A 24,017-nucleotide genomic window follows, 5' to 3' on the forward strand; every position below is an offset into this window, starting at 1 on the left:
TCGCTGTCGCGGCCAATGGCGTGCGTGCACAAGGCAGCGAAGACGTGCTAGGTGTGTTTGGACGCTTCTTTTGCAGTGTTGCGTTTCACGGCTTGCATCAGACAGCGTGCCCCGTCACCGTGGAACCAAGCGTAAGCGTGGTCGTCTTGCGGCGGAAGTCCTGCGAAGGAACTCACGGTGTTGTCTCTGCGACAACAGTCAATGGCAGATGGACGGGTGCATGGTATGTCGCCCCCGGCGGTGACAGAGGTGGGCACCTTGCCTGGAGGCATACATCGATGTCATCGCTTCCCGGTTTACCGCAACTCGCGTTGGGCTTTTCGATCAATTATTGTCATGGTCTCACGCGCGGCGGGCCCCTCGAGTTCCACATCCCGCCACAGCGTCCGGATCCAGTCGCGCAGCAACAGCGACTCCGCCCACCGGTCACTTATGTCGTTGCCGTCGCGGCCGATGATCGCGTAAGGTTTGGGCCCCAGTTCGCAGGTGAAGGCAAGCGTGTCGTGCTCCCCTGCCCGCCGACGCCACGATGTGAAGCCGTAGCGCCACCAGTCGAGAAAAAGGTCGACCCACATCCGGTGCGGCTCAAATGAAAGCTCGACCTGTACCTGCTCACGACTCGCGACGCGGCCGTGAAACGCCCACGACTGATCGAGTATCCGGTGCATGAGGCTGTGGTTTTCGTCGGACACCGGCCAGGCGAATTCGCGTCCAACCAGATAATGCGAAATGTCGCCGAGCAATCTCAGCTCGGGGCGTGCATCGAGCAGATCAAGCGTGAAGTAGAGATCCGTGGTCATGCGGTCGCGATGCGTCTCGATGTAGACCGGCACGTCCACCTGTTCGGCGAGCCGCTGCCAGCCGTCGATCAGCGCAACACATTCCGCGACGGTGCGAGGACGCACGTCAGGTTGCAGATCGATGTGATGAGCACCGAATTCGACCGCATTCTCGAGCACCGGCTGCAGATCGTCGACCGTGCGTGGAAAGCATTGGCCTTCTACGTCGAGTCCATGGTCTGCGCGCAATTGCGCCAGTCGCCGGACCGCCGTGCGGTCTGTGTAATGTGCGCTCAGGCCATCGAAGCCCGCGCCGGCGATCATCCGCACATTCTGTTCTAGCGAACGTTCGCGGCCGTCGGTGTGTCGCCGCTCCATCGCCCACAGCGACTGGAACACCAGCAGGCGCTGACTCATTGCGCCTCCGCGACCAGCAGCGAACGCAGCTTCGTGTCGCGATCGGCAAGCAGCGCCGGATCGATGCACGCACGTTGCTCAATGAGCGACTGCGCAATGCGCACGTCGCGCGCAATCTCGCCTGCCCGTCCCACTCCGCTTGCACTGACCAGCGTGCCGCCGGCATCGAGCATGAAAAAAATTCGCGATGCCACGCCGGTTTCCCGCACCACCGTGGTCGTGCCGTATGCGGGAATCCCGGCGATCTGAATCGTCATGTCGTACTGATCGGACCAGAACCACGGTACGGCCGAATAAATGTCGAGATGCCCGAGCATGTTGCGTGCGGCAGCGCGCGCCTGGTCCTCGGCGTTCTTCCAGCATTCGAGCCGGATCCGCTGACCTGTATGTGGATGCGGGAAGGAACAGACGTCCCCGGCCGCGTAGATATGCCGGTCGCTGGTGCGCAACGTGCCGTCGACGGCGATGCCATTGTCGATGTCGAGGCCCGCCGCCTGCGCGAGCGCGATACGCGGGCTCGCTCCCACACCGACCACGATTGCATCGCACGGAACGATGCTGCCGTCAGCGAGTTGCACGCCTGTGACCCCTGCTTGACCGGTCAAGCAGGCAACCTGTATGCCGAAGCGAACCTCCACGCCTCTCTGTCGGTGACAGTCAATCAGACACGCCGCAACGGCCTCGGGCACAGCCCGCATCAACGCGCGCGGCGCCGCCTCGAGCACGGTCACTTCGCAACCGCGCGTCACGGCAGCCGCGGCGATTTCGAGACCAATGAAGCCGGCACCGATCACGGCAATCCGTCGGCCCTGCGTCAGTTCGCCGGCGATCGCGTGCGCGTCGGGCACCGCGCGCAGTGCATGCACGCCCGGCAGCGTTGAGCCAGGCACGTCGAACCGCCGCGGTTCGGCGCCAGTTGCGATCAATAGCCGGTGATAGCTGATCGCTTCGCCGCTGGCGAGAACTACCTTGCGCTGCGCACAATCTATGGCCGCTGCCGGCACATCGACGCGCAGTTCGATGCGCTGCTCGCGATAGAAGGCCTCGTCGTAGATCGCGCACTGGGCGGCCGTCTTCTGGCCGAGCAGCAGGGACTTCGACAATGGCGGCCGTTCGTATGGCAAGCGTCCTTCGTCGCCAAGCAACGTGATCGCGCCGTCCCAGCCGTTTTCACGCAGCGCATGCGCGGCGCGCGCACCGCACTGCCCGCCGCCGACGATCACCATCGGATCGGATGAACTCATCTCACGCTCCCCGGCGCCATTACCGATATTGGCCAGCCAGCGCCGACACCTGACTGATGTTCTGTTGCGTGATGAAGCCGGGTCCGGAACTGATATTGCGCGCCTCATAGACAGGCTTGAGGCCATAGTCCTGCAGACGCTTCATGAACTTTGAATTCTTCTCCAGTTCACCGCGCGCCTGCAGCACGTCCGTGTTGTGATTCTTGTGCATGATCGCCAGCATCGCGATGGGAATATAGCCCTGCAGATACGGTTGCTGGTCTGTGCAGAACCTGATCGTGCCATTCTTGATCGCCTTCGCGACATCGGAATCAATGTCGAAGGTCGCGAACCAGATCTTGCCGGCGAGCCCCATTTTGGTCACTGCACGAATAGTCGGATCGGCGGAAGTCGGGCCGAGCGTCAGCACGGCCTGGGTATTCGGATGCGTGCGCAAAAACGCACTCACCTTCGCCTCGATGCCGGTGGGATCCGTGCCCGCGTCGAGCACCGAGGTCTTCATATCCGCGCCGACGGCATCCGCAAAGCCGCGGCAACGCTCGAACGACAATGGGTTCGTCGCGTAGTGGTTCACGCATAGAAAACTCTTGATGCCGTCGGCCTTCGCGCGCAACCCCGCTTCCTTGCCGGCCAGGTATTCGGGCTGGCCGACATGCAGCAATGCCCCGAGGTCGGCGCTCTGCTTTTCCGTACCGGTATTGGCTGTGATGAACGGTATGTTCTTTGCCTTGAGCTTCGGAAACGCGCTCTTCAGCAGATCGTAGTCGGCGATTGTCGAAACGACACCGTCATAGTTGCGCGCGGCTGCCTGATTGACCAGTTGGACCATGTCCGCGATATCGCCATTCGGCGGGTTGCGGTAATCGGTCTGCACGTTGAAATCCTCGTCGGCCTGCTTGATGCCGTTCTTGACCGTATTCCACCAGGCATCCGAATCCGGCGCGTGCGAGATGAAGTCAAAACGGGCGGCGGGCTCGGCAAAAGCGCCGGCGCACAGTCCGAGACCCAATACGACGGCAGCGAGGCGAAACGCCCGGCGGCTGGATAGTTTCATGGCTGTCTCCTTGTTTATGATTGATCTGCCGACGTTGTGCATCGGCCCATCTCGCGTTGCCCGAGTAACGTGAATCACATAATCAAGGGCGTTGCGTCAATCGTCGGCGAGACCGATGAAGACCTTGCCGTCCTCGATCCTGACAGGGTGCGTGACGAGGTTCACGCAAACGGGCGCGCCTTTCGCCGCGCCGGTGGGAATATGAAAGCGCCCCATGTGCATCGGACACTCGATCACCTCGCCAAACACGAGGCCTTCGGTGAGCCGTGCGGTCTCATGCGTGCAAAGACCCGCCGATGCGTAAAAACCGCTAGGCGTGTGATAGATCGCGTAGAGCTTGCCGCCGTGCTCGAACTCGACGACGTCTTCTTCGTCGACGTCATCGCATGCGCAGACTTGATGCCATTGAAGCATGTTCATGGTGTGCCTCTTCGCCTAGCGCGTCTGTGCTACGAACGGCTGATCGCCGACAGATTCCGGGTCGTGCGCCGCCGCATTTCCCGGCACGCGCGGCGTCACCATGTAATCGGCGTCGTGCCGCTGCATTCTGAACACGTGAACGATTTCTCCCCATGCGCTGAACAGGCCGTCGTACGCGGGCGGCAAATCCGCTTCGATCGCCTTGCGCAGTTGCGGCAGCGCATGAAACGGCACGTTCGGAAACATGTGATGCTCGACGTGATAGTTCATGTTCCAGTAGAGGAACTGCAGGAAACGGTTCAGCCTGAGGGTTCGCGTCGAGAAGCGGTGATCGAGTTCGTTCTCACGCAGCCCGGTGTGCTGCGTGAGCGCTAGAAATTCGTGCAGCCAGGCGCCATACGAACGCGGCAGGAGCAGAAAGACCACCGGCAGCCAGCTATGCACGACGATCGCCCACGCAATCACGACGGCATAGAGTGCGAGAATCACGCGCGAGTTGCGGCACATCGCGCGAAATTCGGTGGGCGGCACCACCGCCTTCGCCTTGTTCGACACGATGCCGAAGCTGTGCAGCACGATGTTGCCCAGATGATGAATGCCGTGCGAGATGCGCAGGAAATCGGTGGCGAGCTTCAGGTAGTTCGGCGGCCGCTTCACCGCCAGTTCGACGTCGGATGGCACCGTCGCCGTCAGATGGGTGTAAGTGTGATGTTGGGCGTGCGACCAGCGGCTGTACACCTGTTCACGCCACGTCATGAAACAGATCAGCCAATGGACCGACTCGTTCAACCATTCGCTCCGGAATGGCGTGCGATGGCGCAACTCGTGTTCGATCGCTTCGGCGAACGCGTAGATCGTTCCGTACAGCAGGAATGCCGGCACGCACCACAGCGTGCCGAGCGACAGCCATGCGAGCACGCCGCTTGCCACGACCAGAGAAATGAAACCGCTGAAATGCAATAGCGCATCGCGATCGTTGCGCCGCGTGACTGCCTTGAGCACCTTCCGGTCGAGGCGACATTTGTACCAGTCGTCCATGGTGATCGTTTTCGTGTTGTCTTGCGGTACGGACATGAGCTGCACTCCAGTGCTTTGATGTTTGACCGAGCGATGAACCAAACTAAGCATTGATCATCGCTGAGCCGATTAAAGACTCTTAATGAGCATCGGTCAAAGATTAAAATGACTCATTCTGAGGTATCGAGGGTATTCCAGAGGATGCGGCGGTGCATTCTCTACGCCCTAAACATGAAAAAGCCTCGATTGCCTCAATTTGAGGCAAAATAACGGACATGCGGGCACCTCGGCCCGCATGCAAGTCTGGGGATGCGTATGAAAGAGAAGCCGACGCTCAAACAACTGATGGAGATCACGCAGCTCAGCAGGGCGACGATTGATCGCGCACTGAACGATCGGCCCGGCGTGCATCCGCGCACGCGAAGCGCCGTTGAAGCGGCATTGAGGCAATTGGGCTCGAACTCGCCGACACGATCGTCGCCCCGCGCAAAGCACCGTACTTACGACTTCAGATTGCTGGCCCAGGCAGGTGACGCATTCACGGACGAACTCACACGAACCGCGGCTGAGCTCGAACCAGAATTTGCCGCAACCGGGGCGAATCTCGCAGTCGTACGGTGCGTCGGCGCCTCCGACGACGAGGTTGCCGCCAGAGTCCGCGAGGCGGCCGACGCCGCCGACGGCATCGGCATCATCTGCACGAACACCGCGACGACGACCGCCGCACTACGCGAATGCATGGCGGCAGGCAAGCCGGTTGTTGCGCTCATTACCGACGTCGATGCCGACGCACGTCATACGTATATTGGGGTGAATAACCGGGCAGCCGGACAGTCGGCTGCATTTCTCATTGGACGGCATCTGCAGGCGCATGCTTGCCCCGACGTGGCGGTGGTCGTTGCTACGTTCTCTTATACCTGTCACGAAGACCGCGAGATCGGGTTCCGCTCACTGCTAAGACAGCGCTTCCCCAATGTGAACCTCATCGAAGTCATCAAGGGCGCCGATTCCGGTGCCGCGACCTATGAAGCGACCATGCGTTTTCTGGACGAGCACGAGAAGCTCGATGGCGTTTACAACGTGGCGGGCGGAAACGAAGGTCTGGCTGCGGCGCTGCGCGAATCCAACCTGACGGGCCGAACGATCTACGTGACCCACGAAGTCAACCGGATAACGGAACCGCTCCTGCGTTCCGACGCAATCGACTATCTACTGACACAGGACCTTCGACTGCTGCTACGTACGGCTGTCGTGCATTTGAAGTCCGTGCGCGAGGGACGAGGCGTTCCCGCGCAAACGATCATCCCGATAGAGATGCATTCCCGTTATTCGCTGTATTAGGCTTGCATGGACGAAGCGCGAGTCTCAAGGTCTCGATCGCCCGTTTCGGGCCGGCACCCGCCGTCGCTTCTCGTCAGGTAAACGGACGGTCACGTGAATCCGCTGAAAGGCCGAAGCCGGAAGTACGATATTCGAAGGCAGCGCCTCGAGGCTTGAAGTAGCGATCCTGCCGACAGACGCCCGCCCGAACATGCCTTTGTCGTTCACAGACGTGTACGGTCGCACAGAAGGCCACCGTCGAAGAACGAACAGTCGCGGACCTGTTCGGGGTAGCCGCGTCACTACCCCGATGACGGACACCAGGCAGTCAATTCATCCGTACAACGTTCCAGGCAATCCGCTGTTTTCGCACAGCGGATTGCCTCGGCCGCCGAGCGCAGGCATCGCCCCATGGAGCGGCTTGACGAAGCTGACCGCTGTCCACCGGCGGCCGCCCGATGTTAGCGCCGCTGTCCGTTTTTGTATAGCTCCCAGAGCGGACAGTTCGCTTGCGATAGTGCCAAACGTAAGCTTCTCGCGTGGGATAGATGCGACATGAGTTTCGTCACTGCTGCGGGTCACGGTGATTACAGCGCGCACCATGCCACGCCCCAATCGCCGGCTGCGCGATGACGCGATCCGCCGTCACTGTCCAGCAAGGCACGCCCAACTGAGAGGACCGAGATGCAACAGCCATTTACGCATGACGATCTTTATGCTTTGCTGCAGCGCGCTGCCACGGATGCCACCGCGGTGCAGTCCAGCGGCGCACAGGCCGTGGTGGACAGGATGCGGCAATTCATGACCGCGCAACTGGCAGAGACGCTGCCACAGTACGACGTCTTTATCCATATCTCCGTCTCGCCCTACAGCTTCGACGTCGGCAGTTGGATGAACAAGGTGAAGACCGATTCCACGGGACAGATCGAAGCGTGCACGGTGACATGGGCGGGCGCTCCCGGCGTGCTTCCGGCGGGAGCGTCTAACCTCGGCATCGGCTGCGTGGTCACCTACTTTGCGAAGGCCACGTCGCAAGTGCAACCGGAGCCGGCTTCTGGCGGCGAGCGGGACGGTGTGTTTAGCCTGCCGCCGAATATCGCATTCGGCGTGACCTCGCTCGTCAATTCGGCTGCCGAACAGACGATAAACGTCTACATCGACGACAATCAGAACCCCGCAGCGACATTCCAGGGAAACGGCACGCAAGACAAAAATCTGCAGACGCAAGTTCTGAACTCCGGTAAGGGCAAAGTACGGGTCGTCGTATCAGCGAACGGCAAAACATCGAAAGTCGGCTCGAGGCAGGTCGACATATTCAAGAAAACCTACTTCGGCCTGGTCGGATCGGAAGACGGTACGGATAATGACTACAACGACAGCCTTGTTGTGTTGAACTGGCCGTTGGGCTGACCGGTCCGGCATTCCGGCAAGATGCGGTGGACTACGCCGCCGCATCTTGCCGCTCGAACCGTAGAATGCGGCCGGCGCGGCTGCCCGTTTTGAATCGTCGACCGCACAGGTCAACGACATGCTGTGCAGGCTGATGGAAGATGGGATGGTCCGAGTCGACAGCCCTTCGATGGGTCTCCACATGATTTTTTTGCAGACGTTACGTCGTCATGCGGCATAAAAAAAACGTCGCCAACGCGAGCGGCGACGGTGAAACCAGGCACTCACGAAGCTACGTGCCGGGCTGAAAGACTGGTTTCAAGGACCGCTCTCAACACTGCCACATTTCGAGTTGACGGAACGCTTCTGGTCGCCGCCAACCGATCGACACTGGTTCAGATAATCACCACGCGCGTTCGAAGTGGCCCTCAGGTGCGCGGGTGCCATCGCCACTACGCCTGTGAGAATCGCGCCGGCGGATCAATAAGCCTGTCACTCGCCTTGCCTCTCATCGCCTGTCCGTCGTCGATTGTTGCCCTTCGGACAACATGGTGTACGCATTCGCGATGCTACTGCCGTTCGCCCCGCTGACTACAATCGGTCACACGCTCGGTCGAACCGCGAGCCAAACCAAGCGCGCGAAATTCGTGCTCGTGAACCGCACCACGCAGTGCGGCTTACCCCCACCTAATCAACAGGACTATCGAAAATGAGCCAAACAACCCGCAATGTGCAGCCGGTTATCGCCAACCTTGGCAAAGAAGGTTCAGGCGAACTCGTGCCTTCACGCTACGCCGTGCGCGTGGGCGACGTCGACGTCGTGCTGATCAGCGATGGCGTTCTACCCCTGCCGACCTCCACCATGTCCACGAACGTGAGCGAAGCGGACCGCAACGAATGGTTCGATGGTCGTTTCCTGCAACGTGACATGTTCGATTGGGCGTTGAATATCGCGCTCGTGCGGAGCGGCGAACGCCTGATCCTGATCGACTCGGGCGTGGGCGACGGTTTCGAATACTTCACGCGCGCCGGTCAGTCGGTGATGCGCCTGGAATCGGCGGGCATCGACCTGGCTGCGATCACCGATATCGTGGTTACGCATATGCACATGGACCACGTCGGCGGGCTGAACGTCGATGGCGTCAAGGCCAAGCTGAGCCCGGACGTGCGCATTCACGTGTCGGCCAGGGAAGTAGCGTTCTGGAAAAATCCGGACTTCAGCAAGACGGTGATGCCGGAAACGGTTCCTCCCGCGCTCCGCAAGGCTGCTGAAACGTTCGTGAAACTCTACAGCGAAAACATCGTGCAGTTCGATCAGACCGTGGAAGTTGCCCAGGGCGTGTCGGCTCGCGTGACGGGTGGGCACACGCCGGGGCACTGCGTCGTGGACGTCGCATCGAACGGCGAAAAACTGACGTTCGTGGGCGACGCGATTTTCGAAGTCAACTTCGACCATCCCGAATGGCAAAATGGTTTCGAGCACGAGCCTGAAGTCGCTGCGGACGTGCGTATCGCGCTGCTCAACGAAGCCGCTGAAACCGGCGCCCTGCTGGCCGCGGCGCATGTCGCGTTCCCCTCCATCGGTCACATTGCAAAGAACGGTGGAGGCTTCCGTTTCGTGCCGGTGCTGTGGGACTATTGATTGATGCTCGGCTATCAGCCATCGTCGTATAGATCGCACTGACGATTGCCAGAAAACCGCCGGGAGGGCGCAAGACTCGCGGCGGTTTTTTGCAAACGATCACTTGCCCGCGCCACCGGCATTCGATGAGATCGGTACGTGCGAAGACCTCATCCTGACCGCCCGCCTGACACGCGAGTTCGGTGGACCGACTCTCCAGGTCATCGAGCTTCGCAGTGCGCGCGACTGTAGCAGTCGCACCATCGTTCCCGAATCCGCCTTCCCGGACGAATCGCCGAACGCTGCCGTTGATACCGGTTGTGCGCATCTTTCATCCTTCAAAGGAGCACATCATGAGATTGAGGACCTGTTTGCCCGCGATGTTATGCGCGTCAATGGCGCTGGCGCTGGCGCTCATTCCGGCGATAGCCAGCGCGGAGCCGTTCACGATCAAAGTCGACGATCTGCGTAACGGGCGCTTTTCGAACGAGCAGGTGTACGGAGGCTTTGGCTGTCACGGTAACAACATCTCGCCGCGCATTTCATGGACTCACGTTCCGCGCGGCACGAAGAGCATTGTCGTGACGATTTTCGACCCGGATGCGCCGACCGGAGGGCTCGGCTGGACGCACTGGGAAATCGCGAATATTCCACCTTCTGAATCGTCGCTCGAAAGAGGAGCTTCCGGCAATCCAAAGCTCTTGCCGGCAGGCGCGGTTGAGACGTTGACGGACTTTGGCGAATCCAGATACGGTGGCCCCTGTCCTCCCCAGGGGGAGTCGCATCGATATGTGGTGACGGCCTCCGCGCTCGACGTGGCGCAAATCGACGTGGCTCCTGCCGCGAGCCCCGCAGTCGTCGCCTATCAGATGCATGGGAAAGTCATTGCTCAGGCGAAGTATGTCGCCAGATATCGTCGCCCATTGACTAACGATTGACGGGCGCCAGAACTGGGATATCGGCAACCGTTCCCGGCAGATCGGCTGCCGGTAGAACGATTCACGTATTCGCGTTGTCCCGTTAAACGGTCACGAATCACGCCAACGACATTCCGCCATCGACGTGCAGATTGACACCGGTAACGAAGCTGCTTTCGTCACTAACAAGAAAGAGCGCGGCATGGGCCAGCTCTTCCGCGCGGCCCAGCCGGCCCAGCGGAATCTTCTCCGCAACGGCGGTCTCGAATGCCGGGCGATCGGCAACGGCGATACCCAGTTTCGAAAGAATGGGTGTGTCCACGGGGCCTGGGCTGATCACGTTGACCCTGATGCGGCGCTCTTTGAATTCGAGCGCCCAACTGCGGGCGAAAGCTTCGATTGCCGCTTTACTGCCCGCATACGCCGCGTGGCCTTCGAATACTTTCGAACTCGCGATCGAACTCGTCAACAGAATGGCGCCTCCGTTGCGAAGTTGAGGCGCGACTTTCTGAACGCCGAAGAAAACCGACCGCGTGTTGGTAGCGAATTGTGCATCGTACGCTTCGAGACTCACCTGATCCGAGCGGGCGATCGTGTTTACGCCAGCGTTGGCGACATAAATGTCCAGGCCGCCGAACCGTTCTTCAACCAATGACGCGACGCGGTCATGCGTTGCGGGATCGGCGAGGTCGCCGGTCAGGCCCGTTGCCCGATCCCCAAGTTCGGACACTGCGGCATTCACCGCGGCCAGACGCCGTCCGACGATCAGCACATGTGCACCCTCGGCCACAAACACCCTTGCCATCGCAAAGCCAATGCCGCTATTGCCGCCGGTGATGACGGCGACTTTATTTGTGAGTCTGTTCATTTGAATCTCCGTTGTTCCACGCGAACGTCGCGTTGAACGCTAATTTAGCTATAGGTGAGACGACAGCCCAGTTCTCCAGCGGAGCTATCAGTTTTGCCGAAGGGTCACTAATGTCGGTTGAGAACCTGAACGGCTTATCTGCCTTTGTTCGAGCGGTCGAGGCCGGTTCGTTCACCGGAGCGGCGCGCTTGCTCGGCACGACGCCGTCCGCTGTGTCGAGAAGCGTTGGAAGATTGGAGAGGCGTCTCGGCATCAGGCTTTTCCGGCGCTCGACAAGGGCGACCGTCCTGACAATAGAGGGGCGCACCTACTACGAGCGCATCGCGCCGCTCATACGTGGCATCGAGGAGGCAGGCAACGCGTTGACTACGCCGCTGGCCGCGGTCGGCAAACTGCGTATCAGTGTGCCCGGCGCGTTAGCGCGCATTCTGCTCGACCCGCTCACCCGGCACTTGATGGCGCATCATCCAGGCCTGCTGTTCGATGTGAACGTGAGCGACCATCATGTCGACGTCATCCGCGAGGGTTTCGATCTGGTCATCAGAGCGGGAGAGGTCATCGACAGCGCTTTGCATGCGCGGAAATTGGGCCATTTGCCGCTGGCGCTCGTGGCCTCCCCCGACTACCTGAACCGCCACGGCGTGCCGGAATCGATATCCGATCTCGGTACGCATCGCCATGTTCGTTACAGACTTGCCGGACGCGTGGTGCCCGTCACGTTTGCTGACGGTGTCAGCGTGCAGCCGGAAGGAGCATTCGATACCGACAGCGGTGAGGCCATGAGACTGGCGACATTGAATGGACTCGGTATCGCACAGGTTCTGAAAGCAATGGTTCAGGAAGATGTCGACGCAGGACGTTTGTGTCGCGTCTTGCCGGAGTTGGCGCTGAGACCCGTTCCTCTTCATGTCCTGCACGGATTCGGAAGGAACATGCCACCGCGCACGAAGATATTTATCGATTTTGCGGAGAAGCAATTCGCGCAGTTAATGAAATGATCTTTCTCGCTACACGCCCGCGTTTGTAGCTCAAAGCGTCACTGGGGACACGGCGCAGCCGAATTTCAGATGAAAATCCCTTGCAGGCCGTTCAGTTGGACGACGCTCCGCTTATCGAGCGTAGTTTGTTTGAGTTGTTCCCGTGCATAGATCCTTTCGGAAACCGGGAGCCGATAGCGAGGCAAGTCGTCGTCTCCAAGCTGGACCTGCAGCATGTGCTTTGCAACCAACCCTTCAATTACGGCGATCGCATTCGAAAGATCGCCCGTTCCGTTTGCCACCGCCGCAAGGACGGCCTCGAGCGTTGCGGGCTGTTCAAACGACGACAGGCGACGGAAAGCGGACCTCTCCTGCTCCGACAGCAGCGCGTAACTCCATCCAATGGATGCCTCGAGACTCCGATGCCTCGCAGGGGCGTTGCGGCATCCCTGCCATTGAAGGCGTGAGCGGGTTCCGAGCAGCGCCATGGTGCCGGCCAGTCCAAATGTCGCGACGCGCGCCGCGGCAAACTCGATCGCAAGCGCGACGCCTTCCAGTTCGCGGCAAATCTTCGCAATGGCTGCATAGCTCTTGCTTGTCTGCGGAAACCTGGCGCCCGCTTCCAGTGCGCGTTGAATGAATACCTGCACGGCTGGATAAGTATGCGCGTGTTCAATCGAAATCGCCTCCGGTCCTGGAGGGACGTCGAGCGCAGACAGGCGGCAGACGTATTCGTATCTGACACGTAGCGCCTCGCGGCTTGTCAGAACGAAATAGGTCGCGGATGAGACCGCGAGGATCTGCGTTGTAAGCGACGTCACCTCGTCGATGACATGCTCGCAGTTATCCAGGATGATCAGCGCGCGCCTGGCCGAAAGATAATTCGTGATGCACGTGACGGGCATGTCGTGAAAATCGCCCAACCCGAGCAGACGAGCCAGCGTAAGCGCTACCGTGTCGCCATCAGCAACTTCGCCGAGGTCGGCGAGGTGAATCTCCGAAGGAAACACGCCGGACAGTCTCTTCGCGAGAGCAATGGCCACTGTTGTCTTGCCGATGCCTCCGGGTCCTACGATAGACATAAGCCGATGTCTGCCCAAGTCGGACGCAAGAGTCCGCAAGACCTCGTCGCGACCTTGCGGGCAGGCCGCTCCCGTTGCGAAGCAGCCAGAATGTGCTAAAGCAGACGGTTTAGCACATTGGAAACTGGATTCGACAACCACGCGTTCACGGGTAAGCTGTCCAACGAAACAGTAGCCGATACCCGGGACGTTTTTCACGTAGCGCACACCGCCCTCTCCGTCACCTAGTGCTTTGCGCAGTCCCGCAATGTTGACGCGCAGGTTGCTTTCGTCCACGACGATATTCCTCCACGCGCGCGACATCAACATGCGCCGGTCCACGACCTGTCCGGCGTGCTGGATAAGCGCGATAAGAATATCCAGTGCGCGGCTGCCTAGTGGCACGAATGAACCTGATCGTTCGAGGCGTCTCTCTTCAGGAAAAAGTGTGAACGGACCAAACGATACCGCTTCGCGGCACGCGTGCCGGTCGGTATTTGCCATCACGCCGGAGCGCAAGACATTTTCCTCAGCATTCATCTTCACAGCAGACTCCGAATTCCCGGATTCAGGTGCGTATTGGAATAGACCGATTGCCTCGATCTCTCCACGGCGAAACATTACGTCACGAGCAATCGTAGTTGCGTCACCCCGAACATGGAAGACTCCAACGGGATATCACGGTGTTGCTGCCAGGACAACATCAAGACCATCGAGTCATTGGCGTACAAACCGGTTCACCCCACCTCTTCTGCAGGAGCGGTCGATTGGGCATAGAGTGCCAGCGAGACCTGGTCTCGAACCAGGTCCGCACCGCCGGGTGTGGTCTGTTGATGAGGCGAGAAGAGTTGATGCGGAAAAAAGCGATAAACAACCTCCAACTGTGAGACATTTCCATGACAAAGATATCGGTTCCCATTGTCTGCCTAGAATGCAACCCGGACGGAGGTTCCGTAGGGAATTCCGTTCTTTCTTCTGTTTTGCTGGATCTTCGACCCGACGGCGACGGAAGGTATATGTCGGAATGCTCGCGCGGCCATCAGCGAATCGTGGCGTTGCGCCAGCAGAAGTTCGAGATTCTTTTCGAACTTGCCGCTTGCGCGATACGGGACGGACACTATCGACACTCGGTCTCGTCCTGCACCGCCAGTCTCGAAGACTTTCACGAATTTTTTCTGCGCGCGATGGCGTACCAGAACGGAATAAAGAAAGAGCGTTTCGATGCCGCCTGGAAGCTGTTGGGGATCAATCCACGAAATCGCCACGAAGCCTACTTACTGAACTACCGGAACTTCTGCGCCCGACCTCCCGTTCTCCTCACCCCCGATCAGAACGACTGGAAAGACTCGGTGATGCAAAAAGGAAAAATACCGAGGCGCGAAGAATGTGTGACCTTTGGCCAAGCCGTATTGCACGTATTGCAGACGGCGGTCGAAGACGCGAGGAATGCCTTTCCCGATGGAGTAAAGCAGGCAATGGAGGAACAGGTGACTGCGGCTCAACAATACGCTTGCACATCAGAAGGGCCATGGAGCATTCGCACAATCGTGAATCTTGCCTTCGAAGGTGACAAACATTCCTGGCCGACGCTCGAAGATGCGCTCGCCAGGATTGTTTGACGACGTTTAAGCCCGTCGATTGTTGTCGCCGGGACAACACAATGATCTCCTTTGAGTGCCTACTGCCATTCGCAGACGAAGTCTACGATTTGTCGTGAGGCGGGCGGCAGATGGGTCGGCCGCCGCGATCGTCAGCGATCGTCGCGCAGTGCAACAGGGCTCGGTTTGTCGTGGGTTCCGGCGCACATCGTCAACTGGGTAATTTGAAAACTTAAGGCAAGAATCATGTCGCAGAAGATCTTGATTGTGGGTGCCGGCTTTGCCGGAGTGTGGGGCGCACTCGGGGCGGCTCGCGTGCGCGACCGCGCCGGCGCAACGGCTAGCGACATCGACATTACGCTTATCTCACCGAAACCCGAGTTGCAGATCCGGCCACGGATGTACGAAAGCGAGCCGCATTTGATGTTCGCGCCGCTTTTGCCCCTGCTTGACGCCGTCGGTGTGAACTACGTCGAGGGGAGTGTCGACGAAATCGCTGTTCGCGACAAGACCGTGCGTGTGACGGCCGCGAGCGGCGAAACCCGCTCGCTCGGTTACGACCGGTTGCTCTTGACGAGCGGCAGCAAGCTGAGCCGGCCGCCGATTCCAGGGCTCGCCGAGTATGCGTTCTCGGTCGATTGCATGGAGGACGCATCGGCACTTGAAGAGCATCTCAGGAAGCTCGCGAAGCTTCCCGATTCAAGCGCCCGAAATACCGTTGCCGTGGTGGGATGTGGCTTTACCGGCATCGAGATCGCAACCGAATTGCCTAAACGGATGCGCGCGCTATTCGGCCCCGATGCGGCGATCAAAGTGGTCGTCGTAGGGTCGCAGGCTGAGATCGGTCCCGATCTCGGGCCTAATCCGCGGCCTTTCGTCGCCGAGGCATTCGATTCGCTCGGCATCGAAGCGGTATTGGGATCCGGTGTCGTATCGGTCGACGCGAGTGGAGTCCGAACTGCTTCAGGTGCGCATATCGAAGCGCACACGGTGGTATGGGCGGGCGGGATGCGAGCGAGTACGCTTGCAGCACAGGTTTCGTCGCGTCTGGACCCGCTTGGCCGTGTCGAAATCGCCCCCGATCTGCGTGTGGAAGAGGCGCCCGGCGTGTTTGTGGCAGGCGATGTGGCGCGAGTGCGCAGCGACGATGAAGGGCACTACGCGTTGATGTCTTGTCAGCACGCAATGGTGATGGGGAAATTCGGCGGCCACAACGTGGCCGCCGACCTGATCGGCGCATCGACGCTGGCGTATAGCCAGCCGTTTTATGCCACCTGTCTGGATCTCGGCGAATGGGGAGCGGTCTATTCGGAAGGCTGGGATCGCCAGATAAAGCTGACGCACGCGGAAGGAAAAGCGCGCAAGCAGATGATCAATACGCAGTGGATCTATCCACCGGCGCCGAATCGCGCCGATGCATTGGCGGCAGGCGACCCGCTGGCGTCATTTGGCTAGTGTGTCAGCCAGCCTCGGGCATCGCGGTTAGCCGTTCACAATGGCTCCGGCGGGAGCGGCATGAGTACCCGCCAGGCGCGTTCTTCCCCTCGGAGCCTCCGTGAGCGATTCCCTGGTGTTCGGTTATGCCGTCGTCCTGATCGACGTGGCGCTGTGGCGTTTCAAAGTGCCGAAGCAAGACGTTTCACGTCTCTTGCTCCGGCTCACGATTTTCGCCGTGTTCACGGGGAGCATTTTCACCGCGGGCCTCAGCCCCTTCAGACAGGCTACGCATTTTGAAGCGTCGCTGTTTCACGAAGCGGCGCAGGCACTGAAGATATTCTGGTGGCTGACAGGTGCCCGCCTGCTCACTCTTGCTCTCGACACACTTCTCCTGCCACAGACGTGGCGCAAGCAAAGACTCTTTCAGGACGTGTTCGGTGCTGTAGTGTTTCTTGCCGCGGCGGTAGCCGCGACCGGGTTTGTTCTGGAAATACCCGTTCGCGGCCTGATCGCGACGTCGGGGACATTGGCCGTTATTCTCGGTTTAGCTATTCAAAGCACTTTGCACGATGTCTTTGCAGGGATCGTGCTGAATTCCACAGAGCCGTACCGCGTGGGTGACTGGATCTCGATTGATGGCGCGGAAGGCAAGGTGATCGAGATGAATTGGAGAGCAACGCATCTGCTCAATTCGCACGGCAATGTGACTATCATTCCCAATGCTGCGGCGGCAAAGGCAAATATCACCAATACCAACCGGCCGCACGCTTTGCATGGCGTGACTGTCTCTCTGGAAATCTCGCCGGACGAGCGGCCCGCAACGGTGATTGCCGCGCTTGAATGCGCGCTGGCTGGAGCTCGTTCGATCCTGACGGCGCCGGCTCCCTTCGTGCAGGCAAGAAAATCCACCCTGCATTCCATCCAGTACGAAGCGACGGCCTTCGTCGACGACACGGCAAAAAAAACGCCATTGACAAACGAGCTGTACGACCTCTGTTATCGACACCTTATCGCCGCGGGGGTCGATCTCCAACCACGAGGCGTGCCATCGGTCACGGCCATCGTGGCAAAAGCAGAGGAGCGCCTGCTTAGACGCATCGAACTATTCGCCGCCATCGGCGACGAGGAGTTGAAGTTGCTGTCCAGTTGCATGGTGCGGCATGAATACGACGCCGGGCAGGTGATTTTCACGCCGGAAGTGGTGCCCGACAGTCTCGCAATCGTCGGCTCGGGCGTGCTCAGTGTTTCAACGGAGCAACCTGCCGGGGCGGTCGAAGTGGTGCGTCTCGGGCCCGGCGATACGATGGGGGAGACCGGGCTACTCGCGGGTTTGCCGGTTCAGGTGAAGATCGTGACGCTCACGAGGAGCGTCATTTACAGATTGAACAAGGACGATGTAACACCTCTATTGAGGGATAGCCAGGAGGTGACTCATCGAATGTGCCGGCTACTTTCACAACGGCAAGACATGTTGCATAAAATGGCGATGAAAAACGCCGCGCCTGGAGCCGATGAGCACGCTAGCTTCCACTGGCTTCTGGACAAGATTCATCAGTTGCATGCGCTGAAGTTCTGATCTTGCGGTTACGGATTGGTTACTCCTCATATGCTCCCGTTCACCCTCTGCCTTTGCCAAACATAATTAGCTAGCGTAGATGTTAAGCGCCGTTAAATAACCGCGATCTTCTAATAAAGTGAACGTAGAGCAATCAACGGCGTTTTGCATCGCTTAACTAGGCCAATGACTGCTTCGTGGTTATTGTGATGACTCGACCGGTAAGCAAGCCAATTCCCCCATCTCCCGGTCGAATAATTCCTGGACTTGAGCCATGACTAAAAACCTGGGACATGTTTCCCCCGATGCAAAACGCCGAAACCTGCTGATTGGCGGGATCGCCGCAACGTTGACGACAACTGTGGCATCGGCTGCCAGCAAGCAGTCAGGACCCGGCACGACCGGGCAGATGTCGTCCGCAGGTCATACCGGTGACGTTATCCGTACCCGAGACGGAGTGAGCCTGTACTTCAAGGATTGGGGCGCGAAAGACGGTCCCGTCGTAACGCTGAGCCATGGTTGGCCGCTCAGCTCGGATAGCTGGGAAAACCAGGCTTTCTTTCTGGCATCCCACGGGTTTCGAGTCATTACACATGATCGCCGCGGGCACGGTCGCTCGAGCCAACCGTGGGACGGCAACGACATGGACCACTACGCGGACGATCTCGCGACAGTCATCCAGACGCTCGGTCTGCGCGATGTTGCCGTTATCGGGTTTTCGACCGGAGGGGGCGAAGTCGCGCGTTACGTGGGCCGGCACGGTACGTCCCGCGTGTCGAAGATCGGGCTGATTTCAGCCGTGCCGCCGTTGATGGTAAAAACGCCAGGCAATCCATCTGGGGTACCTATTGAATCGTTCGATAGCGTTCGGGCTGCAATAATCGCCAATCGCTCCCAATTGTTCAAGGACATCCCCGCAGGCCCGTTCTACGGCTTTAACCGACCGGGCGCCAAGGTGTCGCAAGGTCTGATCGACGCATGGTGGCGCCAGGGAATGACCGGTGGTTTAAAGAACGTCTACGAATCGGTCAAAGCCTATTCCGAAACGGATTTCACGGCGGATCTGTTGAAGTTCGACAGACCGACACTGATCATTCACGGCGACGACGACCAGGTCGTTCCCGTGGATATTGGCGCCCGTTCGAGTAAGAAACTCGTCCCTCACGCGATCCTGAAGATTTATCCCGGCGCGCCGCATGGATTGACGGATACCCACAAGGATCAGCTTAATGAGGATCTTTTGTCTTTCCTGCGCAGCTAGCTTGCGAAGAGCGTGATCGTGACGCCCCCTATTCAGAGTGGCCCGCTCGACGCGGGCCTGATCGCGCTTCTCGATCTGCGCGCATCGCAAATCAACGGCTGTCTGTTGTGCGTTCAGTATGGCCTTCGCTTGGCGCTTCATGCTGCCGTGCCCACATCGAAGATTGAGCATATCGGAAGCTGGCGGTGCGCCGATGTTTTCTGTAGTGCGGAGAAGGCCGCGTTGGCCTGGATGGAACACCTTTCGGGTGTCAGTGAACAATCGGCGTCCGATGAAATCTGGGCGCGTATGCGGAAGTACTTCAACGAGACGCAAATTTCAGAGCTGTTCAAGTACTGGAGCAGCAGCGCATTGTGGTCGACCGACGAGGTCATCCGTTGTTGCACTGCCGGCAAGACGGTCAACCCGGCTGTCGATTGGCACGCCCAATAGGCCCCGCCCGCTCTGGGGCTCACAAGGCAACGTGTTTTCCCATGAACTCATCGCGCAAGATGGCGCGCTGGTCGTATTCCTGAGTGTGCCTGGCGCGTCGCTCGTTCTACCTGTGCCGCTATGCCCACGTGTTCATCGACTACATGGCTGAACGAACGCGCGCGCTCGACCTGCAATGCCTGACCACCATGACGTCGGCGCCGGCGCTCTGATTGGTGCTTTGGAAGCAACACGGTGCGTCGCCGCGCAAGCCTTCCCGACGGGCCGCCGCGCACCTACGATGCACCCATGCGTTGACGGCGCATCGAGGCCGGCCCGGCGCACTATCCGCGGAGAACAATCACGACGATCATTGCTATCGAAGGTGGCCATCGTACTCGACGACCGTGACCGCCACGGGCGGCGATGCAGGCCATGGTCCAGCATCAGGCGTAGTCCGATCGGACGACGGCCAATTCGATCTCGACCTGCGCTTGCCTGCACCGCTCGGCGGTCCGTGCGGCGGGACGAATCCCGAGCAGTTGTTTGCTGCCGCCTATGCCGCCCGCTTTCACAGTGCCTTGAGCCTGCTCGCCGCAAAGGCGGAGATAGCGTGCCAAAGCTGTAAGCCGGCATGCGCATTTCATGCGAACGATCGAGCCGTTAGCGACGGCAACTTGACCCGGTAATGTTCGTGTGAGCCCCGCAGCCATGAGACTTTAAACCCAGAGGCGCTGCACTTTGCATGCGATCGCCGCTGGAAGTCGCAGGAGAACCGGAGATGTGTGGACTCGACCCATGGTCGCAGATTATCGGACGGCTGAACGCGCATTGGCATGAGACTGCATCGGCGGTTTACCAGGCTTCGCGGCGCCGCGAGCGACCCAGCCGCACGGTGGTTGCGCATGCGGCGCTTAGGGACTCTACGATTCGAAGCATCGAATGGCAAACCGACACGACCGTGCTCGTTTCCTGGAGCGACGCTACGCGCGGCAGCTATCTTGATCAGACCTGGCGCGCCGGCTATGCCCGCGTCAGGGGTGTTTGCGCGCTCAGCGGCATGTCGGTCAAACGGGGCGACGTGGTGTTCCGGCCGTTCCACCGCGGCGCCGCAGCGCCGTCGAACGCGTTCGACATGATCCTTGCTTCTGTGCTGACAAGATATTCAGAGGGCCAGCTCGTGCCGGCCTGATGTGTGGCGAAGATCGTTTGCACTCCACCCGCGATACGGCGCCATCTGGCCGAACCGCCGATGGCACGCGGGCCGTCCTTGCAGGCATCCACTTCGCACATTGGCCAAGCACCGCTTGTAGAAAGATGGATTCGCGCGGCGATACCGTGACTCATCCGACTCCGGCGATGCTCGCGGCCGTGTCGGTCGCAGAAGTCTACCCATAGAGCTAACGCTTCTACGTTTCGAGCCGCCCCGCTTGGGCGTGTTCGAGTTCGAGCTGCTGACGCGAACCCACTCGAACTTGTCTACCGGTTTCTGGAGCGCATCTTGGTCGAGCCGGCAGGAAGCACGCAATCGCCGCTTCAAACAATGCCAACAGGATAATCAGCACTCGTCGTGCTCAATGCATTGGAGCTTGCGCATTCATTGCGTTTAATCGCCAATCGTTTTAACGGATAGCCTTCATTCGGCATAAAAACGCGTCGTATCGGTAAAAGTACTGATGCTGTAGTCAGACTACATTCTTAAATTGTTGAGTACGGAGAGTCGCTACAGTCCATCCGATGGTCCCGATTCCGTCCGGGCAGGCAAACGTTTGCGCAGCTACCCTGCGTCGCCAGCCTTCGTGTCCGGCGTGAACCTGCCGGACTCGCTCCGCTTCCGCATTCCAACAAAAGCAGAATCCCCGGAGAGACAGATATGCAGAAGAAACTATGGCTGGCGGCCGCTTTAGCGGCGGCCGTGTGCGCCGCTGCGCGTGCGGATGTACCCGACTTTCCACTCGATTTCCTACCCACTTCAATTGCGATGAACGCGTTCGGATCGGCGGCCGCGCATCGGCGCGCCGATACCCTCGTCAGCAGGATGACGCTCGACGAAAAGCTCCAGTTCATTCATTCGAAATACGCAATGTCGGCCGTGCCGGGAGGTGGCGCGGGCTACATTCAGGGCGTACCGCGTCTCGGCATTCCTGATCTGAACATGGTCGACTCCGCGACAGGCTCCGGCAGCACATCGCAGGCCAGCACGACCTTCCCGGCAACGATCGCGCTTGCGGCAAGCTGGGATCGCCGCCTGTCTTCCGATTTCGGCAAACAGGTGGCGATACAACTGCGCGCCCAGGGCTTCGGGATGGGACTCGGTGGCGGAACCAATCTCGCGCGCGAGCCGCGCGGCGGCCGGCTGTTCGAGTATCTCGGCGAAGATCCGCTGCTCGCCGGGGAGATGCTCGCCGAGCGCACCGACGGCACGCAGCGCCAGAAGGTCATCGCCACGATCAAGCACTACGCCGGCAACGAGCAGGAACATAACCGGGGGGGCGGCAACAGCCAGATCGACGAGCGCACACTGCGCGAGCTGTATCTGTTGCCGTTTGAAATCGCCGCAAGGCGCGCACAGCCGGGCAGCGTGATGTGCAGCTACAACCGGCTCAATGGCGACTATGCGTGCGAGAACGCGCATCTGCTCAACGACGTGCTCAAGAACGAATGGCGCTTTGAAGGGCAGGTGCAATCGGATTGGGGGGCGACGCACAGCACGGCGAAAGCGATCAACGCCGGTCTCGACGAGGAAGAGGATGTCGGCTCGACCGTTTATCTGACGCCGGACGCGGTTCGGCAGGCGATTGCGAACGGCTCGGTTTCGACCGCGCGACTCGATGACATGGTGCGACGCAAGCTGTACGTGATGATCCGCACGGGCGTGATGGACGATCCTCCAAAGGGGGGCGCCGCCATCGACTTCGCTGGCGCGAATGCATTCGTGCAGGCGGTTGCTGAGCAGTCGATGGTGCTGCTCAAGAACGACAACAACCAGTTGCCGCTCTCCGCAGCCTCGCTCTCACGGATCGCGGTGATTGGGGGACACGCTGATGCAGCCGTGCTGACCGGCGGCGGGTCAGGCAATACACGTGATCCGGTCACCGGGGCATTCGCGGGTTGCGGCGGCTTGACGTTCGGCACATCGACCGGGTGCAGTTGGTGGACCAATCCGTGGCTGAACTTGAACACGCCCATTGTTGCAGCGATTCGCGCGCTCGCGCCGTCGGCGCAGGTGAGCTTTGCCGGCAACAGCGATCAGCAGACGCCGTTTCGCGCGTACACGCAACAGGAGATCGATCAGGCGGCGGCGCTCGCAGCCCGCTCGGATGTCGCAATTGTCGTCGTCGCGCAGCCGGCGGGTGAAGATTTTGGCGATTTGCAAAGCCTGAGCCTTGCGAATCCGTCGAACCAGGATGCACTCGTCGACGCGGTCGCGCACGCCAATCCCCGCACGATCGTCGTCGTGGAAAGCGGTAACCCGGTGCTGATGCCGTGGAAGCATCGCGTGGCGGCAATCGTGGAGGCCTGGTATCCGGGTGAAGGCGGCGGCAATGCGATCGCGAACGTGCTGTTCGGCAAGGTCAATCCTTCCGGCAAGCTGCCCGTCACCTTCCCGGTGCGTGATCAGGATACGCCGACGTGGGGGCAAAGCGGCGCGTTCGAGCCGGATCCCGTCTACGCAGAGAAGCTGAACATGGGCTACCGCTGGTACGACGCGAAAAACATCACGCCGATGTTCGAGTTCGGATACGGGCTGTCGTACACGCATTTCTCGTATTCGGGGCTTTCGGTCAAACATCGCCCTGACGGCGCGATCGACGTGTCGTTTACGGTGCGCAACGATGGCCGTATGGCGGGCGCGGAAGTGCCGCAGGTGTATCTCGGCGTGCCCTACCGCGACGAGCCGCCGCGACGTCTGGTCGGCTGGGAGAAGATCGGCCTGAATCCCGGCGAGGCACGCCACGTTCGCATCACGGTCACGCCGCGGATGCAGAGCGTGTGGGACACGTCGCGCAATGGCTGGCGATATGTGCCTGGCGGGACGGTGTATGTCGGAGCGTCGTCGCGTGACATCCGGTTGCAAGGGAGCTGAACCTCGTACTCCCGTCACGCACCCGGGCGCGGGATGTTCTGCGCCCGGCGCATCGGGTTGAACCGCTTGCCGACAGGATATGGCGAGCGGCGAGCGCCGCGGGCCATCGACGATTTGGCTCACACTGCCAAACGACCGTTCATGGCCGGAGCGTGCCCCAGGTCGTTGTCACGACCTTGACGAGCGCACTCTGCTGACGGCGCTTGCGAGGTATTGCCGGGGGTTCTAGTTAACCCCGCCGTAAACGGGATCATCTCTTGCTGCGCAGTTCGTGCAAGGGAGATGATCATGCTCAGACTTTTCGGCATCCTGGCGATGGTGGCGGCCGTCTCGGGATGTGTTGCTGCCCCGCCGTACGGTTACAGCGATCCTGCGTATGGGCCTGGCTACTACCCGCCGGGCCCCAGCATAGGCGTGGGCGTGGGAGGCGGCAGCCTCGGCGGTGGGGTAGGCGTCGGCGTAGGTGTGGGGTTCTGAGCAACTGCGCGCGCGGCCGGCCCGGTTGCCCGGACCGCTTCCATTTTCCGCGCAACCGCGGACGGCCGCCGTAGCACGCCAATGGCGCATAGCCGACATATTGCGAC

At 60.0% G+C, this 24,017-nt stretch carries 19 protein-coding genes and 1 pseudogene; 13 read left to right on the forward strand and 7 right to left on the reverse strand.

The features are described from left to right. Positions 1 to 296: 296 nt before the first annotated feature. The 5 genes from ACOCG7_RS13960 to ACOCG7_RS13980 form a co-directional block, all read right to left on the reverse strand. Positions 297 to 1,196, reverse strand: coding sequence for a sugar phosphate isomerase/epimerase family protein (locus ACOCG7_RS13960; RefSeq protein WP_200799519.1), 900 nt, complete (start codon positions 1,194 to 1,196; stop codon positions 297 to 299). Further along, the gene (locus ACOCG7_RS13965) at positions 1,193 to 2,440 is read right to left on the reverse strand and encodes an NAD(P)/FAD-dependent oxidoreductase (protein WP_073430682.1); all 1,248 of its coding nucleotides are present in this window, start codon (positions 2,438 to 2,440) and stop codon (positions 1,193 to 1,195) included. Before ACOCG7_RS13965 ends, ACOCG7_RS13960 begins: the two co-directional genes overlap by 4 nt. A 19-nt stretch (positions 2,441 to 2,459) precedes the next feature. Further along, the gene (locus ACOCG7_RS13970) at positions 2,460 to 3,494 is read right to left on the reverse strand and encodes a sugar ABC transporter substrate-binding protein (protein WP_073430681.1); all 1,035 of its coding nucleotides are present in this window, start codon (positions 3,492 to 3,494) and stop codon (positions 2,460 to 2,462) included. Positions 3,495 to 3,590: 96 nt separating this feature from the next. Next, entirely contained in the window at positions 3,591 to 3,914 is a 324-nt protein-coding gene (locus tag ACOCG7_RS13975) for a non-heme iron oxygenase ferredoxin subunit (protein ID WP_083081597.1), read from the reverse strand. A gap of 15 nt (positions 3,915 to 3,929) precedes the next feature. Further along, positions 3,930 to 4,988: a fatty acid desaturase gene (locus ACOCG7_RS13980; RefSeq protein WP_073430680.1), complete on the reverse strand. Its 1,059-nt coding sequence runs from the start codon at positions 4,986 to 4,988 to the stop codon at positions 3,930 to 3,932. Positions 4,989 to 5,246: 258 nt separating this feature from the next. Here ACOCG7_RS13980 and ACOCG7_RS13985 point away from each other — a divergent pair, with 258 nt between their 5' ends. The 4 genes from ACOCG7_RS13985 to ACOCG7_RS14000 all read left to right on the forward strand — a co-directional run bounded on the left by ACOCG7_RS13985 (position 5,247) and on the right by ACOCG7_RS14000 (position 10,199). Further along, complete coding sequence (locus ACOCG7_RS13985) at positions 5,247 to 6,272, forward strand: LacI family DNA-binding transcriptional regulator (RefSeq protein WP_073430724.1); 1,026 nt, start codon at positions 5,247 to 5,249, stop codon at positions 6,270 to 6,272. Between the two features lie 663 nt (positions 6,273 to 6,935). After that, positions 6,936 to 7,661: a fucose-binding lectin II gene (locus ACOCG7_RS13990; protein WP_073430679.1), complete on the forward strand. Its 726-nt coding sequence runs from the start codon at positions 6,936 to 6,938 to the stop codon at positions 7,659 to 7,661. 688 nt (positions 7,662 to 8,349) lie between these two features. Beyond that, positions 8,350 to 9,282: an MBL fold metallo-hydrolase gene (locus ACOCG7_RS13995; protein ID WP_073430678.1), complete on the forward strand. Its 933-nt coding sequence runs from the start codon at positions 8,350 to 8,352 to the stop codon at positions 9,280 to 9,282. A gap of 332 nt (positions 9,283 to 9,614) precedes the next feature. Next, entirely contained in the window at positions 9,615 to 10,199 is a 585-nt protein-coding gene (locus tag ACOCG7_RS14000; RefSeq protein ID WP_073430677.1) for a YbhB/YbcL family Raf kinase inhibitor-like protein, read from the forward strand. A 97-nt stretch (positions 10,200 to 10,296) separates the two neighbouring features. On the opposite strand, the gene ACOCG7_RS14005 is transcribed toward ACOCG7_RS14000, so the two are convergent. Further along, complete coding sequence (locus tag ACOCG7_RS14005) at positions 10,297 to 11,046, reverse strand: SDR family NAD(P)-dependent oxidoreductase (protein ID WP_073430676.1); 750 nt, start codon at positions 11,044 to 11,046, stop codon at positions 10,297 to 10,299. Positions 11,047 to 11,156: 110 nt separating this feature from the next. On the opposite strand from ACOCG7_RS14005, the gene ACOCG7_RS14010 reads away from it, so the two are divergent. After that, positions 11,157 to 12,044 (forward strand): LysR family transcriptional regulator, encoded by an 888-nt coding sequence (locus ACOCG7_RS14010; RefSeq protein ID WP_073430723.1) that lies wholly within the window; start codon positions 11,157 to 11,159, stop codon positions 12,042 to 12,044. A 65-nt stretch (positions 12,045 to 12,109) separates the two neighbouring features. On the opposite strand, the gene ACOCG7_RS14015 is transcribed toward ACOCG7_RS14010, so the two are convergent. Beyond that, positions 12,110 to 13,624, reverse strand: coding sequence for an ATP-binding protein (locus ACOCG7_RS14015; protein ID WP_073430722.1), 1,515 nt, complete (start codon positions 13,622 to 13,624; stop codon positions 12,110 to 12,112). A gap of 356 nt (positions 13,625 to 13,980) precedes the next feature. Here ACOCG7_RS14015 and ACOCG7_RS14020 point away from each other — a divergent pair, with 356 nt between their 5' ends. The 8 genes and pseudogenes from ACOCG7_RS14020 (at position 13,981) to ACOCG7_RS14055 (ending at position 23,433) form a co-directional block, all read left to right on the forward strand. Continuing rightward, positions 13,981 to 14,703, forward strand: a complete 723-nt coding sequence (locus tag ACOCG7_RS14020) for a hypothetical protein (RefSeq protein WP_073430675.1) — start codon at positions 13,981 to 13,983, stop codon at positions 14,701 to 14,703. A 225-nt stretch (positions 14,704 to 14,928) separates the two neighbouring features. Then, positions 14,929 to 16,137, forward strand: a complete 1,209-nt coding sequence (locus ACOCG7_RS14025) for an NAD(P)/FAD-dependent oxidoreductase (RefSeq protein ID WP_073430674.1) — start codon at positions 14,929 to 14,931, stop codon at positions 16,135 to 16,137. A 100-nt stretch (positions 16,138 to 16,237) separates the two neighbouring features. Then, positions 16,238 to 17,695 (forward strand): mechanosensitive ion channel domain-containing protein, encoded by a 1,458-nt coding sequence (locus ACOCG7_RS14030; RefSeq protein ID WP_073430673.1) that lies wholly within the window; start codon positions 16,238 to 16,240, stop codon positions 17,693 to 17,695. Positions 17,696 to 17,948: 253 nt separating this feature from the next. After that, complete coding sequence (locus tag ACOCG7_RS14035; RefSeq protein ID WP_073430672.1) at positions 17,949 to 18,935, forward strand: alpha/beta fold hydrolase; 987 nt, start codon at positions 17,949 to 17,951, stop codon at positions 18,933 to 18,935. An 18-nt stretch (positions 18,936 to 18,953) separates the two neighbouring features. Next, positions 18,954 to 19,367, forward strand: coding sequence for a carboxymuconolactone decarboxylase family protein (locus tag ACOCG7_RS14040; protein WP_159442583.1), 414 nt, complete (start codon positions 18,954 to 18,956; stop codon positions 19,365 to 19,367). A 386-nt stretch (positions 19,368 to 19,753) separates the two neighbouring features. Then, positions 19,754 to 19,957 (forward strand): annotated as a pseudogene (locus ACOCG7_RS14045) (peroxiredoxin); the annotation flags it as partial. 170 nt (positions 19,958 to 20,127) lie between these two features. Continuing rightward, positions 20,128 to 20,538, forward strand: coding sequence for a DUF3331 domain-containing protein (locus ACOCG7_RS14050; protein WP_073430670.1), 411 nt, complete (start codon positions 20,128 to 20,130; stop codon positions 20,536 to 20,538). Positions 20,539 to 21,219: 681 nt separating this feature from the next. Continuing rightward, entirely contained in the window at positions 21,220 to 23,433 is a 2,214-nt protein-coding gene (locus tag ACOCG7_RS14055) for a beta-glucosidase (protein WP_421376000.1), read from the forward strand. Positions 23,434 to 24,017 lie beyond the last annotated feature (584 nt).

Origin of the sequence: Paraburkholderia sp. DD10, from assembly GCF_049177125.1 — a bacterium.
GTDB lineage: Bacteria > Pseudomonadota > Gammaproteobacteria > Burkholderiales > Burkholderiaceae > Paraburkholderia > Paraburkholderia terricola.

What these genes read in the sequence shown, in the direction of transcription:
- ACOCG7_RS14000 (WP_073430677.1), top strand. Translation starts at nt 9,615, where the DNA reads ATGAGATTGAGGACCTGTTTGCCCGCGATGTTATGCGCGTCAATGGCG.
- ACOCG7_RS13995 (WP_073430678.1), top strand. Translation starts at nt 8,350, where the DNA reads ATGAGCCAAACAACCCGCAATGTGCAGCCGGTTATCGCCAACCTTGGC.
- ACOCG7_RS13980 (WP_073430680.1), bottom strand. Translation starts at nt 4,988, where the DNA reads ATGTCCGTACCGCAAGACAACACGAAAACGATCACCATGGACGACTGG.
- ACOCG7_RS13985 (WP_073430724.1), top strand. Translation starts at nt 5,247, where the DNA reads ATGAAAGAGAAGCCGACGCTCAAACAACTGATGGAGATCACGCAGCTC.
- ACOCG7_RS13990 (WP_073430679.1), top strand. Translation starts at nt 6,936, where the DNA reads ATGCAACAGCCATTTACGCATGACGATCTTTATGCTTTGCTGCAGCGC.
- ACOCG7_RS14025 (WP_073430674.1), top strand. Translation starts at nt 14,929, where the DNA reads ATGTCGCAGAAGATCTTGATTGTGGGTGCCGGCTTTGCCGGAGTGTGG.
- ACOCG7_RS14050 (WP_073430670.1), top strand. Translation starts at nt 20,128, where the DNA reads ATGTGTGGACTCGACCCATGGTCGCAGATTATCGGACGGCTGAACGCG.
- ACOCG7_RS13975 (WP_083081597.1), bottom strand. Translation starts at nt 3,914, where the DNA reads ATGAACATGCTTCAATGGCATCAAGTCTGCGCATGCGATGACGTCGAC.
- ACOCG7_RS14055 (WP_421376000.1), top strand. Translation starts at nt 21,220, where the DNA reads ATGCAGAAGAAACTATGGCTGGCGGCCGCTTTAGCGGCGGCCGTGTGC.
- ACOCG7_RS14005 (WP_073430676.1), bottom strand. Translation starts at nt 11,046, where the DNA reads ATGAACAGACTCACAAATAAAGTCGCCGTCATCACCGGCGGCAATAGC.
- ACOCG7_RS14020 (WP_073430675.1), top strand. Translation starts at nt 13,981, where the DNA reads ATGACAAAGATATCGGTTCCCATTGTCTGCCTAGAATGCAACCCGGAC.
- ACOCG7_RS13970 (WP_073430681.1), bottom strand. Translation starts at nt 3,494, where the DNA reads ATGAAACTATCCAGCCGCCGGGCGTTTCGCCTCGCTGCCGTCGTATTG.
- ACOCG7_RS14035 (WP_073430672.1), top strand. Translation starts at nt 17,949, where the DNA reads ATGACTAAAAACCTGGGACATGTTTCCCCCGATGCAAAACGCCGAAAC.
- ACOCG7_RS13960 (WP_200799519.1), bottom strand. Translation starts at nt 1,196, where the DNA reads ATGAGTCAGCGCCTGCTGGTGTTCCAGTCGCTGTGGGCGATGGAGCGG.
- ACOCG7_RS13965 (WP_073430682.1), bottom strand. Translation starts at nt 2,440, where the DNA reads ATGAGTTCATCCGATCCGATGGTGATCGTCGGCGGCGGGCAGTGCGGT.
- ACOCG7_RS14015 (WP_073430722.1), bottom strand. Translation starts at nt 13,624, where the DNA reads ATGAATGCTGAGGAAAATGTCTTGCGCTCCGGCGTGATGGCAAATACC.
- ACOCG7_RS14010 (WP_073430723.1), top strand. Translation starts at nt 11,157, where the DNA reads ATGTCGGTTGAGAACCTGAACGGCTTATCTGCCTTTGTTCGAGCGGTC.